At 64.4% G+C, this 13,296-nt stretch carries 12 protein-coding genes; 5 read left to right on the top strand and 7 right to left on the bottom strand.

Features of this window, described 5'->3' with window-relative positions:
* Positions 1 to 40: 40 nt before the first annotated feature.
* Both PCE31107_RS11330 and PCE31107_RS11325 read right to left on the bottom strand, forming a co-directional pair.
* Positions 41 to 1,705: a phosphoethanolamine transferase gene (locus PCE31107_RS11330; RefSeq protein WP_150608534.1), complete on the bottom strand. Its 1,665-nt coding sequence runs from the start codon at positions 1,703 to 1,705 to the stop codon at positions 41 to 43.
* 228 nt (positions 1,706 to 1,933) lie between these two features.
* On the bottom strand, positions 1,934 to 2,710 hold the full coding sequence (locus PCE31107_RS11325) for an AraC family transcriptional regulator (protein ID WP_150608532.1): 777 nt from the start codon (positions 2,708 to 2,710) through the stop codon (positions 1,934 to 1,936).
* A 217-nt stretch (positions 2,711 to 2,927) separates the two neighbouring features.
* On the opposite strand from PCE31107_RS11325, the gene gltX reads away from it, so the two are divergent.
* Positions 2,928 to 4,322, top strand: a complete 1,395-nt coding sequence (gltX, locus tag PCE31107_RS11320) for a glutamate--tRNA ligase (RefSeq protein ID WP_130027792.1) — start codon at positions 2,928 to 2,930, stop codon at positions 4,320 to 4,322.
* Between the two features lie 125 nt (positions 4,323 to 4,447).
* Here gltX and PCE31107_RS11315 read toward each other — a convergent pair whose 3' ends face one another.
* A complete protein-coding gene (locus tag PCE31107_RS11315; protein ID WP_130025627.1) occupies positions 4,448 to 5,314 on the bottom strand; it encodes an inositol monophosphatase family protein in 867 nt (288 codons plus the stop codon).
* A gap of 430 nt (positions 5,315 to 5,744) precedes the next feature.
* Between PCE31107_RS11315 and PCE31107_RS11310 the strand changes: the two genes are divergently transcribed.
* Complete coding sequence (locus PCE31107_RS11310) at positions 5,745 to 6,563, top strand: RNA methyltransferase (RefSeq protein ID WP_174966638.1); 819 nt, start codon at positions 5,745 to 5,747, stop codon at positions 6,561 to 6,563.
* A gap of 139 nt (positions 6,564 to 6,702) precedes the next feature.
* Entirely contained in the window at positions 6,703 to 7,482 is a 780-nt protein-coding gene (gene cysE / locus PCE31107_RS11305) for a serine O-acetyltransferase (protein WP_150608530.1), read from the top strand.
* A gap of 102 nt (positions 7,483 to 7,584) precedes the next feature.
* Here the strand turns inward: cysE and PCE31107_RS11300 are convergent, their stop codons facing one another.
* From PCE31107_RS11300 to PCE31107_RS11285, 4 genes are all read right to left on the bottom strand, one after another.
* Entirely contained in the window at positions 7,585 to 8,439 is an 855-nt protein-coding gene (locus PCE31107_RS11300; protein ID WP_246181805.1) for a UDP-2,3-diacylglucosamine diphosphatase, read from the bottom strand.
* A 28-nt stretch (positions 8,440 to 8,467) separates the two neighbouring features.
* A complete protein-coding gene (locus PCE31107_RS11295) occupies positions 8,468 to 8,962 on the bottom strand; it encodes a peptidylprolyl isomerase (protein ID WP_017234700.1) in 495 nt (164 codons plus the stop codon).
* A 44-nt stretch (positions 8,963 to 9,006) separates the two neighbouring features.
* Positions 9,007 to 9,585, bottom strand: coding sequence for a peptidylprolyl isomerase (locus tag PCE31107_RS11290; RefSeq protein WP_425494727.1), 579 nt, complete (start codon positions 9,583 to 9,585; stop codon positions 9,007 to 9,009).
* Between the two features lie 71 nt (positions 9,586 to 9,656).
* Positions 9,657 to 10,361, bottom strand: coding sequence for a tetratricopeptide repeat protein (locus PCE31107_RS11285; RefSeq protein WP_240756234.1), 705 nt, complete (start codon positions 10,359 to 10,361; stop codon positions 9,657 to 9,659).
* A gap of 270 nt (positions 10,362 to 10,631) precedes the next feature.
* Between PCE31107_RS11285 and cysS the strand changes: the two genes are divergently transcribed.
* Positions 10,632 to 12,035, top strand: a complete 1,404-nt coding sequence (cysS, locus tag PCE31107_RS11280; RefSeq protein WP_150608526.1) for a cysteine--tRNA ligase — start codon at positions 10,632 to 10,634, stop codon at positions 12,033 to 12,035.
* Between the two features lie 156 nt (positions 12,036 to 12,191).
* Entirely contained in the window at positions 12,192 to 13,253 is a 1,062-nt protein-coding gene (locus PCE31107_RS11275; RefSeq protein WP_370363952.1) for a DNA-3-methyladenine glycosylase family protein, read from the top strand.
* Positions 13,254 to 13,296 lie beyond the last annotated feature (43 nt).

Genomic DNA, 13,296 nt, shown 5'->3' with positions numbered 1-13,296 from the left:
CAAGTCAGCAGATAACGGTCGGGTAGCAAGCCGATGCGAGCTATCGCATCGGCTTTTTTGTTGCCCCGTCGGCCGACGCCATATCCATGGATGCTCGATACGGGCGTGCGTTGATGCTGCGCGCTGCCGGGGCAAACGCGTCGCTCATCACGTCGTGCGATGCATTGTAGTAAGTCGTGTCGATGTCGAGCAGGCCGAGCATGGTGTGGTCGAGCTGGTCGGTTTGATAGGGCCGGGATTCCAGCGTTGCGCGTCGCTTCGCATCGATCCTGTCTCGCGTCCAGACGAGCATCGGGATCTCGTAGCCGGAGGCATCGGCGACAGACTGCCCTGTGTGATTGCGCGTGTGACCAACCTCCTGGGCGTGGTCTGAGCTGAACAGCAGGCTGGCGTCGGACGTCGCCGTGGCCGCCATGGTCTTGCGGATCAGACTGGCGACCACGTAATCGTTGTAGGCGATGGCGTTGTCATATTCGTTGCGCAGGCGACGCACCCAGAGCGAGCGACCTTGCGTCGCGAGTTGGCGCGCGATGGCATCGTCCGTGTTGTCGAATCGTGCAAAGGCCTCCGGGTAACGCATGTCGTAGGTCGGGTGCGCGCCGAGCAGATGCACGACGATAAGCTTGCGGGGGGCGTCGCTCGCGAGTGCGGCTTCGACCTCCGGCAACAGGTTGCCATCGTAATTGTTCTCGCCGCGCCCCAAGCCCTTGTTGATGAAGACCCGCTCGTCGGCGCGATTGGCCACGAGTCCCAGCCAGCCGTCGTTGGGCGCCTGATTCGAGATCCAGTAGGTGCGATATCCCGCTTCCTTGGCGAGCATGACGAGATCGGGCTGATGCGTCCAGGCGTCGGGATCGGCGAGGCTTGCGGGTGTAAGCATTTTGATGAGCGAGGCCATGGTCGCGGGCTCGGACGACACCACGTCACGGAAGACGGTGAGTTCGCGCCGCAATGTGTCGAGCATCGGCGTGGTGTTGCGCGCGTAGCCGTAGAGCGACATGTTGTTGCGGTTCAGGCTCTCGCCGATCACCCACACCACGGTCTTGCGCGCGGGCCCCCGATACTGCACGCGCCAGTCGCTGCGCTGCGCCATGTTGCGGTCGAGTTCGCGTTGAAGCGTGTCGGCATGCGCGAGTTGTCGCTGGTAGTCGAGATAGCGGATCGGCCAGTAGAGCAGCGGGTTTTCCTTGGCCATCGTCGGATTCAGATGCAGCGCGAGAAAGCCCAGGAGCAGGCTGGTTACGGCGATTTGGCTGCGGCGTCGCATTGGCGGCGGAGCGTTCGCGGCCTCCGCCCGCGACAGGCGGCGCTCCAGCATGACGACCACCGACATCAGCACGGCGAAGACACCGCTCGCCTCGGCGAGATCGCGCCAGTGGTGGCGGAAGAACTCGCCGGCTTCCGAAGGGTTCGTGTTGAACACCGCTTGCAGGACCAGCAGATGGTTCGGGCGCAGACCGAAATAGTCGCGCAGGAACCCTTTGGTTGCTGCGTCGAGAAAGAAGACGGCAACGATGCCCAGCGTTGTCGCGCTCAGCCATGCCGGGCGCGTGCGCAGCATCAGGCACAAGCCCGTGAGCCCGGGTAGGGCGGTTGCCATGAGTGCCGCGCTCTTGCCGTACTCTTTGGCGCTGAGCATGCCGAACGCCCAGAACAGGGCCAGGCCGCCCAGTCCGATGAGCAGGCGGTAGAGAAGTGGTTTCAAGGTGCGTGTCTCCCAATGCGTCGCGCACGTCGTTGCGTGCCTGTCGATGGCCGCTTGACCGGCGCCGGGCCAGTTCCGGTTGGCATGCGGCGTGGCGCCTGGCACCGGTCAGCGCCGCAATTCGACCAGAAATTGGGAGATTGGTGTCGTGGATGCGAATATTTTTGGGCGAATTCTATTCGATATTCAGCGCATTCCGACCAATGCGCCTGCACCCGACCGATCGACTTAGCCTGAAGGGCCGCGGGCGAGACGCTCGCGCCGCCACGCGGCGGGGGGCTGGCCGTAGTGCTGGCGAAACGCGTGGGACAAGGCGCTTTGGTCGTTGAAGCCGACTTCCAGGGCGATGTCGGCGAGCGTTGCGTCGCCCGTGCTCAGCAATGTGGCGGCGCGCGCGAGCCGCAGGCGCATCAGATGCTGGTGAGGCGTCTCGCCGGTGATCGCGACAAAGGCATCATGAAAACGGCGCACGCTCATGCCGGCTTCCCGTGCGAGCGTTCCCGTACCCGGTGGCGTTGCCAGCGCAGTGCGCAGTCGGGCGTCGATGCGCGCCAGGTCCAGCCGAACGGAGCGCTGTGCGGGGCGAGACGACGCCAGCCGCGCCGTGAGGGCGCCCAGCCAAGCGCGCACGACAGGGTCGTCCGCGCTCAGGGGACGCTCGCCGTCCATGCGCGCGCTCACGCGCCGAGCCATTGCCAGCAGGTTGGCGTCGAGCGTGAAAAAAGCCTCGTGCGCAAACGCGCGCTGCGAGCCGGTCGTCGCCACCAGACGCGACGGCACATCCAGCACGACTTGTCGGTTGGGACCGTCGCCCCGGTACTCATGCCGCACGCCGGCTGGAATCACCACGCCGTTGCGCGCGCCTACACGCCCGTATTGCCTTGCGTCGCCGTCCAGCGACATCGACATGCGCCCCGACAGTCCGATCACGACCTGATGAAAGTCGTGGGTGTCGGTGCGATCGGTCGGACAGTATTCGCGGAGCGCGAGGATCGGGTTGGACATGGCAGGAGGAGAATACGACCGTGAGCGAACGGCGAATTATTCGACGTTATCACCGATCGACGAAATACGGCGCACAAGGGGGGATGACCTCACGTTCTCGGTGAGTGCGCGCACGTGGCTGATATAATGCCAGCTTCCGAATGTTGGCGACCCGCCTGCGCGAGACCCTCCGCCGCGGGCGTTTTTGTTTGTCGCCGACGCGATGCATCCACGCCAAATCATGACCACTGTCCGCACCCGCTTTGCGCCTAGCCCGACCGGTTTCATCCATCTGGGCAACATCCGTTCCGCTCTCTATCCGTGGGCCTTCGCGCGTCACAATCACGGCGCGTTCGTGTTGCGCATCGAAGACACCGATCTCGAGCGTTCGACCCCGGAAGCCGTGCAGGTCATTCTCGAAGGCATGGAATGGCTCGGCCTCGATTACGACGAAGGTCCGTTCTACCAGATGCAGCGCATGGACCGCTATCGCGAAGTGCTTGAGCAACTTAAGGCCGCCGGTCACGTCTATCCGTGCTACATGAGCATGGAAGCCCTCGACGAACTGCGCGAGCAGCAGCGCGAGCGCGGCGAAAAGCCGCGTTACGACGGTCGCTGGCGTCCGGAGCCGGGCAAGGTGCTGCCCGAGCCGCCGGCCGGCGTGCAGCCGGTGCTGCGCTTCAAGAACCCGCTCGCCGGCAGCGTGGTGTGGGAAGACGCCGTCAAGGGCCGCATCGAAATCTCGAATGACGAGCTCGACGACCTTGTGATCGCGCGTCCGGACGGCACGCCGACCTACAACTTCTGTGTTGTTGTCGATGACATCGACATGGACATCACGCACGTGATTCGTGGCGACGACCACGTGAACAACACGCCGCGTCAGATCAACATCTTCGAGGCGCTCGGCAAGCAGCCGCCGATTTACGCCCACCTGCCCACGGTGCTCAACGACCAGGGCGAAAAGATGTCCAAGCGCAACGGCGCCATGAGCGTGGTCCAGTATCGGGACGAGGGCTTTCTGCCCGAGGCGGTGGTGAACTACCTGGCCCGTCTGGGCTGGGCGCATGGTGACGCCGAAGTGTTCTCGCGCGAGCAGTTCGTGACGTGGTTCGATCTCGATCATCTGGGCAAGTCGCCCGCACAGCACAATCCCGAAAAACTGCTGTGGATGAACAACCAGTACCTCAAGCAGGCGGATAACGAGCGCCTGGCCGGGCTGACCGAGCCGTTCCTGCAGAAGGCGGGCGTGTCGATCGAAGGCGGTCCGTCGCTCGCAGGTGTGGTCGGGCTGTTCAAGGACCGGGCGAACACGATCAAGGACATCGCGGCGAGCGCCGAAATGTTCTACCGCAAGCCCGCGCCGTCGGACGACGATCTGGCCCAGCACATGACGGATACCGCGCGCGCGGCGGTCAAGGATCTCGGCGCGGCGCTGGCGGCGCTGCCAGAGTGGACGAAGGCGGCCATCTCGCCGGCGTTCAAGGCCACGCTCGCCCAGCACGGCATGAAGATGCCGCAGCTCGCGATGCCGGTGCGTCTGCTCGTGGTCGGTACGACGCACACGCCGGCCATCGACGCCGTGCTCGAACTGCTCGGCCGCGATGCGGTACTGGCGCGTCTGGGCGCCTGAGGCACCACGCGTGAGATCTTTCCGGGCCGAGCGGCGGCGCCGGAAACACAAAACCCCGGGATGCGCGAGCATCGCCGGGGTTTTTTACGAGGGACGCCATCACATCCGGCGTCCCTGCACAGGCCTTACGACGGCAGGTTGCCTTCCGAGACAACAGCGCTCGCGGCGCTGGCCCTGGCCGGCGATGCCGGGCGCTTCGCACGCGAATAGCCTTCGAGCAGCTTGACCATTTGCGCGTAGATCTTCGGGTTGCCCGCCAGCACTTCACCTTCGAACAGGAAGTCCGATTCGCCGGTGTAGTTGCCGACCAGACCGCCGGCTTCGGTAATCAGCAGGCTGCCGGCGGCCATGTCCCACGCGTTCAGGCCCTGCTCGAAGAAGCCGTCCATGCGGCCGGCCGCGACGTTGGCCAGATCGAGTGCCGCCGCGCCCGGACGGCGGATGCCCGCGCAGTGCTCGGTCATCGTGCCGAACATCTTCAGATAGTTCTCAACGCCTTGCAGGTCGCGGAACGGGAAGCCGGTGCCGATCAGGCCATCGGCCAGACGATCGCGGCGCGACACGCGAATGCGCTTGCCGTCGAGAAAGGCGCCACGGCCACGCGATGCGGTAAACAGTTCGTTGCGGGTCGGATCGTAGATCACGGCTTGCGAGACGATACCCTTGTGGGCGAGTGCGACCGACGTGCAATAGTATTGCAGGCCGTGAATGAAGTTGGTGGTGCCGTCGAGCGGATCGATGATCCACTGGTATTCGGAACCCGACTTGCCATGTTCCTCACCCGATTCTTCGGCGAGGATGGCGTGGTCCGGATAGGCCTGCAGAAGGGTTTCGATGATCGCTTGCTCAGCCGCTTTGTCCACTTCCGTCACGAAGTCGTTGTGCTGCTTCTTGGTGACCTTGACAGTGTCGATGTCGAGAGAGGCGCGGCTGATGATGTTGCCGGCGCGGCGCGCGGCCTTCACCGCGATATTGAGCATGGGATGCTGCATGACAGATTCCTGTTAAGGCCATTGCCGACGGTACGCGCGACCCCCTCTGGGCCGGCCGTCAGGCATGGCAGACAAAGCGAACAAATTGAGCAAGAGCGATGCCCTGCAAGCGCCGCGCACCGGGTGGCGGCTCGTTTGCAAGGACGAAAACGCGTATTTTAGCAAAAACGCGGCGCGTGCGCTGTGGCGTCTTCGGGTTTCGGGCCTGCTTCTGACCCTTTTAAGGGTTCCAAGGTTTCGTGCCAGTGCCGGCGCGGTCCGGCGATCGGGCCGTCATGGACGCCCGCAGCGCACGCGATTCAGGGCAAAATAGCGATGTTCGCCGTTGAGCGGCCGTCCGATCTGAACGACAAGCGGGGACCGTTCCCGATCCCGGTGACGGCGCGTCGTGTTTCCGCATGCCTCTGTTTCCACTCCTCATCGCTGCCTCATGTCACAGTCTGTTGTTGACCATCCCGCGTCGTCGTTGTTCGATCAAGTGCGTTTCGTGCTCAACGAGACGAGCCATCCCGGCAACGTCGGGTCGGCCGCCCGTGCAATCAAGACGATGGGGTTTGGCCGGTTGGTCCTGGCCGCACCGCGCGCGGGGGCCGACGTGCTGCGCGATCCGGAAGCCGTGGCGCTCGCGAGCGGCGCCGACGACGTGCTGGCGAATGCGTGGGTCGTACCCGATCTCGATTCGGCCTTGCAGGGCGTGAGCTGGGCCGTCGCCTTGTCGGCGCGTTCGCGTGAATACGGGCCGCCCAATGCCGAGCCGCGCGAGAGCGCCGCAATCGCAGTGCAGCATGCGGGGCAGGGCGAGGCGGTGGCGTTCGTGTTTGGTAGCGAGCGCACGGGTTTGTCCAATGACGATGTCGAGCGCTGCAATGCGCTTGTCCATATCCCCGCCAACCCGGTGTACAGCTCGCTCAATCTCTCGCAGGCGGTGCAACTCATCGCTTACGAAGTGCGCATGGGCTGTCTGGCGCGCGAGCGCGGCGAGGGATCGCATGCCGCGACGGTGGCCGTGTGGCCCTCGGAACTCGATGCCACCGCGCATGCGTCGCTGGCGACACGCGATGACGTCGAAGGCATGCTCGTGCATCTGGAGCGCGCGCTCGTCGAACTCGATTTTCTTGACCCCGAGAATCCGAAAAAGCTCATGACGCGCCTGCGCAGACTTTTCGCGAAGAGCCATCTGGAGCGTGAGGAGGTCAACATCCTGCGCGGCATCGCGAAGCATATTCTGGAGCGCAAGCTCCGGCGCTAACGCGCCACCGCTCACCGCGCTTGAAGCGCCAACTGTATCCGCTGTGCCCAACCGTCACGACCGGCATGGCCCCCAGGTAACGCCGCGACGATCCGCGACAGAGCGGCCGGACGCGCACCACAGGATCGAATCCAGACTCATGTTCACCCGCCTTCGCGAAGATATCGCCGCCATTCGACAGAAAGACCCGGCTGCACGCAGCAACTGGGAAGTCTTCACGTGCTACCCGGGTCTGCATGCCGTGATGCTGCATCGCGTTGCCCACGGATGCTGGACGTCCGGCTTCAAATGGCTTGGCCGCTACGTGTCGCAATACGCGCGCTTTCTCACCGGCATCGAAATCCATCCGGGCGCGACACTTGGCCGCCGTGTCTTCATCGACCACGGCATGGGCGTGGTGATCGGCGAGACGGCCGTCATTGGCGACGACTGCACGATTTACCAGGGCGTCACCCTCGGGGGCACGTCGCTTGCGCGCGGCGCGAAGCGCCACCCGACGCTGGCGCCCGGGGTGATCGTTGGCGCGGGCGCCAAGATACTCGGCGGCTTTACGGTGGGTGAGGGCGCGAAGATCGGCTCGAACGCGGTGGTGGTGAAGGCGGTGCCCGCCGGCGGCACGGCGGTGGGCAATCCCGCGCGCATCATTCGTCCCGACGCGCCTCGCGAGGACGCGCAAGCCAAGCCGAACGACAACGCGCGCAAGCCGGAATTCTCCGCTTACGGCATTACGCCGAATGCCGATGATCCCGTCTCGCTCGCCATTCACGGGCTGATCGAGAACGCGACCGATCAGGCACACAAGATCGATGTGATGGTGGCCGCGCTCAATCAGCTTGGCGCGCATCTCGAAGCGCTTGGCGCGAGCAAGATCGATACCGCAGAACTGCGCAAGCTGGGCAAGGAAATCCAGGACATGTAACGCGCCATGGCGCGACGTCGCGCCTGGGCTTGCGTTTGAGCTTGTGCTTGCAAAGAAGGCCCGTCATCCACACCGACCGCCTTGCTTTGACGGGACGACGCCCTATGTGTTGTCCGGCGCGGAGCCCGCAAGATCGATCGCCCGTAAGCCGTGGCTGTCCCATTGCAGATAGCCGCCACGCGGCGTCGCCACATCGAACTCCCAGTCGGGCAATACCCAGCGCACGCGTCGAGCGTCGGCATGGCGTGCCGGACGATGCGTGTGCCCATGCACGAGGGTGCGCTCACCGGCGGCGTCGAGCAGAGCGGCGATGGCCTGGGCGCTTGCATCGGCATAGGCCATGCGATGGGCGCCCTTGGCGGCACTTCGCCGCCGGATGCGATTCGCGATGGCCATGCGCAAGCGCAGCGGCAGCGTCAGGAAAAACGCCTTGCCGAGCGGCGAATGGGCGACGCGGCGAAAACGCTGATAGCCCACGTCGTCGGTGCACAACTGATCGCCGTGACTGAGCACCAGCGCCTGCCCGAGAAACGAGAAGACACACGGATCGTCGAGCAGGATCGCGCCGGCCGCGCGCGCAAAGCGCTTGCCGAGGAGGAAGTCCCGATTGCCGCGCATCACGGCGATCGGCACGCCGCTCGCGGACAGTTCCGCCATGGCGGCCGTCATGCGACGTGCGAATGCGCCGAGGGGTTCGGGGTGGGGCGTGGAGGCTTCGGCGCGGGGGTCGGTCGGCGTGGCGGTGTCGAGCATGTCGTCGCCGATCCAGTATTCGAACAGATCGCCGAGAATGAACAGGACGGACGCTTCACGCGCGGGCCCGCGCAGGAAGTCCTCGAAGACTTGCACCGTGCGCGGCAGCGCCGGCGAGAGGTGAAGATCGGAAATGAAAAGCGCGGGCCCGTCGCCCCGTGGTGTCACGGGGCACGGCGAGCACCGCGCCGTCGATGCTGACATCGAGGGTCTGCGTTGGCGGTGGGCGCGCTTACGCGACGATCACGGCCTTCTCGATGACGACGTCGTCCACCGGCACGTCCTGGTGGAAGCCCTTCGAGCCGGTCTTCACGCCCTTGATCTGGTCGACGATGTCCTGGCCTTCGACGACCTTGCCAAACACGGCGTAGCCCCAGCCTTGCGGCGTCGGTGCGCTGTGGTTCAGGAAGTCGTTATCGCTGACGTTGATGAAGAACTGCGCCGTGGCCGAATGCGGATCGTTCGTGCGGGCCATGGCCAGCGTGTACTTGACGTTCTTCAGGCCATTGTTGGCTTCGTTCTCGATCGGCGCCTCGGTGGGCTTTTGCTTCATGCCCGGCTCGAAGCCGCCGCCCTGGATCATGAAGCCATTGATCACGCGGTGGAACACCGTGTTGTCGTAGAAGCCGTTCTTGACGTAGTTCAGGAAGTTCTCGACCGACTTCGGTGCCTTGTCGGCGTCCAGTTCGATGCGAATGACGCCGTGATTCGTGTGCAGTTCAACCATGATGCTTTCCTTCAGATGAAAGGGTCCCGTTGGGCCGGACAATGTCAGCGCTTGACGACGCTGACCGATTCGATCACGACGGGCGTGGCCGGCACGTCTTGGTACATGCCCTTGCGGGTCGTGGCAACGCCCTTGATTTTCTCGACGGTATCCATGCCGGATACCACCTTGCCGAAGACCGCGTAGCCGTAGCCGTCCGGGTTGGGGTAGTCCAGTGACGCATTATCCTTCACATTGATGAAGAATTGCGCGGTCGCGGAGTTCGGATTCGACGTTCGGGCCATCGCGATGGTGCCGGTCACGTTCTTCAGGCCGTTCTGCGATTCGATGGGGATCGGCGCGCGCGTGGGCTTTTCATTCATCTCCGGCGTGAAACCGCCGCCCTGAATCATGAAGTTGCCAATCACGCGATGGAAGATCGTGCCGTTATAGAAACCGCTGTTGACGTACTGAAGGAAGTTCTCGACCGTTTTCGGGGCGGCCTTCGGGTTGAGTTCGACGACGAAGTTGCCGGCCGACGTTTTGAACTGCACTTGCGGCTGGACGTCCTGCGCGAACGCGCTCAGGGTCGTCCCCGACAGGACGGCCGCAGCGAGTGCGCCGCCGAGCAGCGCTCGACGCAGGCGATTCGGAAAATTCATGCATGTCTCCGTAGGCAATGAGGAATCGATTCTTGGCAAGACGGGGGCGGGGTTCAGTTGCCCGACTTGCCGACGTTCTTGAGCGCGGCGTCGTCGCCGGTCTTGGGCGCTGACGGGGTCTGGCTCACGGGGGCGGCGCGCTGCGGGGCGAGCATGTTGGACAGGATTTTTTCGCGGTTCGACACGCGCGCGGTCGGCGCTAGCTTGAGCGATTTCTGATACGCCTGCTGCGCGAGCTTGGCGTAGATGTCGCCGAGATTCGCGTATGCCACGGCGAAACTCGGGTTATTGCGAATCGCGCTCTCGAGGGCGGCGCGTGCCTTGTCGTACTCACCGACCTGCGCGTAGAGCGCCGCGAGGTTGTTGAACGGCTCGGGCAGTTCCGGGAAGTCTTGCGTGAGCGCGGTGAAGGCGTCGATGGCCTCGGCGTTGCGGCCCATTTCCATGAGCACGCGCCCGCGTGTGAAGCGCACCTGCGCGTCGCGCGGATATTGCTTGAGGTGTTCGTCGGCCTTCGCGAGCGCGTCGTTGAACTTGCCGGCGGCGACCAGTTTGTCGATGGCCGACTCGCTGGCCTGCTGCGGTGTTTGCAGCGGCGCGGGCGGCGGCGGATCGGTGATGGCCTGTGCCCCGGCGGGTAGCGAGAACAACGTGCCCGCGAGGCCGAGGGTAACGCCGGCAAGCGCCAGCGCGCGGGCGCTGCGAGCGGCAGCGGCGAGCGGGCGGCGTGCATGGAGCAGGCGCGTTGCGGGGGACAAAAGTGACCGGCTTCGTTGCGTCATAGTGGGTGCTTGGGATACCTGAGAGGTGCGCAAGAGATGCTATACTCGGCCGCATTCTAACAAAACACCTGCGCCCGGCCCGCGCCATTTCTCGTTATGGCGGCGAATGCGGTTCGCAGGTTTGTTTTTTCTACCGCACGGCGCGCAGCCCGCCTCGCGATGTCGCCCCCGTCACGCCATGTGTGACGGCGCCGGAGCCATCGTCGCAGCGTCCGGCGCTGGTGCCGCCCGGTCAAGCGCTTATCTATGGATTCACTGCGTGTCTACAACTCGCTCGCGCGAGACAAACAGCCGTTCGTACCTCTCGTTCCCGGCGAAGTCCGCATGTATGTCTGCGGGATGACGGTGTACGACTACTGTCATATCGGCCATGCGCGCGTGATGGTGGTGTTCGATATCGTGCAACGTTGGCTGCGAACGCTCGGGTACCGCGTGACCTACGTGCGCAACATTACCGATATCGACGACAAGATCATCAAGCGCGCCGTCGAGAATGGTGAAACGATGCGCGAACTGACGACGCGTTTCATTGCCGCGATGCATGAAGATGCCGACGCGCTCGGTGTCCAGCGCCCAGATCACGAGCCGCGCGCCACCGACTTCATCCCGCAGATGGTCGACATGATCGGCACGCTGCAACGCAACGGTTACGCGTATCAAGCCGACGACGGCGACGTGAACTACGCCGTGCGCAAGTTCGCCAGCTACGGGCAACTCTCGGGCAAGTCCATCGAGGATCTGCGCTCCGGCGAGCGGGTTGCCGCCAATGCCGCGAAGCAGGATCCGCTCGATTTCGTGCTGTGGAAGCGCGCCAAGGAGACCGAGCCCGACGAGTCGAAATGGGCCTCGCCGTGGGGCGCCGGCCGTCCGGGCTGGCACATCGAGTGCTCGGCGATGAGCTGCCAGTTGCTCGGCAATCACTTCGATCTTCACGGCGGCGGGGCGGATCTGCAGTTCCCGCACCACGAGAACGAAATCGCCCAGAGCGAAGGCGCGACGGGCGAAACGTTCGTGAACTACTGGATGCACAACGGTTTCGTGCGTGTGGACAACGAGAAGATGTCCAAGTCGCTTGGCAACTTCTTCACGATTCGCGAAGTGCTTGCGAAGTTCGACGCGGAAGTCGTGCGCTTTTTCATTTTGCGAGCGCAATACCGCAGCCCGCTCAACTACAGCGATGCGCATCTCGACGACGCGCGCGGCGGTCTGACGCGACTGTACACGGCGCTCAAGGATGCGACGGGCGACGGCGCGCCACTCGATTGGAACGAGCCGTTCGCGCAGCGTTTCGCCGCGGCGATGAACGACGACTTCAATACGGCCGTGGCGATCGCCGTGCTGTTCGACCTCGCCGGAGAAATCAACAAGCAGCGCGATCCGGTGCTCGTGCGTCAGTTGCAGGGGCTCGCCGCTACGCTTGGCCTGCTTGGGCGCGATCCGCAATCGTTCCTGCAAGGGGCGGCGGGGAGCGACTCGGCGGGCGACGACGACGCCTTGCGTACGTGGGTCGAGGCGCGCATTGAAGCCCGTGCGCAAGCCAAGCGCGAACGCAATTTCGCCGAGGCCGATCGTATTCGCGCCGAACTGCTGGCCGAAGGTATCGTGCTGGAAGACCGTCCCGGAGGCGCCACCGAATGGCGTCGTGCCTGAGCGCGACGCATCGAGGCAAATTTCATGGTGACTCGTAACTCCGTGGCCGCTAAGGTGGCGACTAAAACTGCCGCAGCGAAGGGCGCGAAGGGGGCCGTGAAGGCCACCCGATCGGTCGCGCCGACCGACGATGGCGAACGCCGCGCGCCGGCCAAGGTGGCCGGCAAGCGCGCGACGACGAACGTCAAGTCGGGTCGCAAGACCGCGACGGGTAACGCGGCGGCGAAGGCAACGCAGGCCGGCGCCGCCCGCAAGGCCGCGCCGCCGCCGGCGCAAAAAGCCGCAAAGAAGGTTGCGCAAAAGGTCGCGAGAAAAGTCGCAGAGAAGGGCGTAGAAAAGCGCGTACAAAAAAGCGCGGAAAAGGCTGCAAAGCCGGTCACCGACAAGGTCGCAAAAAAGGCCGCACCGAAGGCGGGAACGAAGGTCGCGCGCAAGGCGCCGGTGAAGGCCGCGCCGTCGACGCCCGACGACGCGCGCCGGGTCATCGCCAAGCGCGATGGCGAGACGCGTATCGTGACGCCCGAGATCGAGCGCATCGACCACGATATCGTCGAGCAGGTCGTGACAGGCGTGGTGCCGCTGCCGGTCGCGGCCGGGGCGACGCGTCCGCTCTACTGGGATCAGGCCTGCGCCGATCTCATGAAGCGCGACCGTATTCTCAAGAAGTTGATCCCTCAATTTGGGCCGGCCCATCTGACCGGGCGCGGCGAGCCGTTCGTTACGCTGGCGCGCTCGATCGTCGGTCAGCAGATCTCGGTCAAGGCCGCGCAGGCCGTGTGGGATCGCGTGCAGGCCGCCTGTCCGAAGCTCACGCCAGCGCAGTTCATCAAGGTAGGGCACGATGCGCTCGCCGGTTGCGGGCTGTCGCGCCGCAAGGCCGAGTACATTCTCGACCTGGCAACGCACTTCAAATCGGGGGCGCTACACGTCGACGCCTGGGCCAGCATGGACGACGAGGCGGTCATTGCGGAGTTGACCGGCATTCGCGGCATCGGTCGCTGGACCGCCGAAATGTTCCTGATGTTCAACCTGCTGCGCCCCGACGTCCTGCCGCTCGACGATGTCGGGCTGATCAACGCCATCAGCGTCAATTATTTCAGCGGGGAGCCCGTCACGCGCAGCGAAGCGCGTGACGTGGCCGCCAATTGGGAGCCGTGGCGCTCCGTCGCCACCTGGTATATGTGGAGAAGCCTCGAACCGGTGCCCGTCGAATACTGAACGTTCAGTCAAAGACGTATAATCCGCGTCCATCCCATCGTAT

This window comes from Pandoraea cepalis, assembly GCF_902459625.1.
Classification (GTDB): domain Bacteria; phylum Pseudomonadota; class Gammaproteobacteria; order Burkholderiales; family Burkholderiaceae; genus Pandoraea; species Pandoraea cepalis.
The sequence above is the reverse complement of the archived record's forward strand: the minus strand, read 5'-3'. Positions and strand labels throughout refer to the sequence as shown.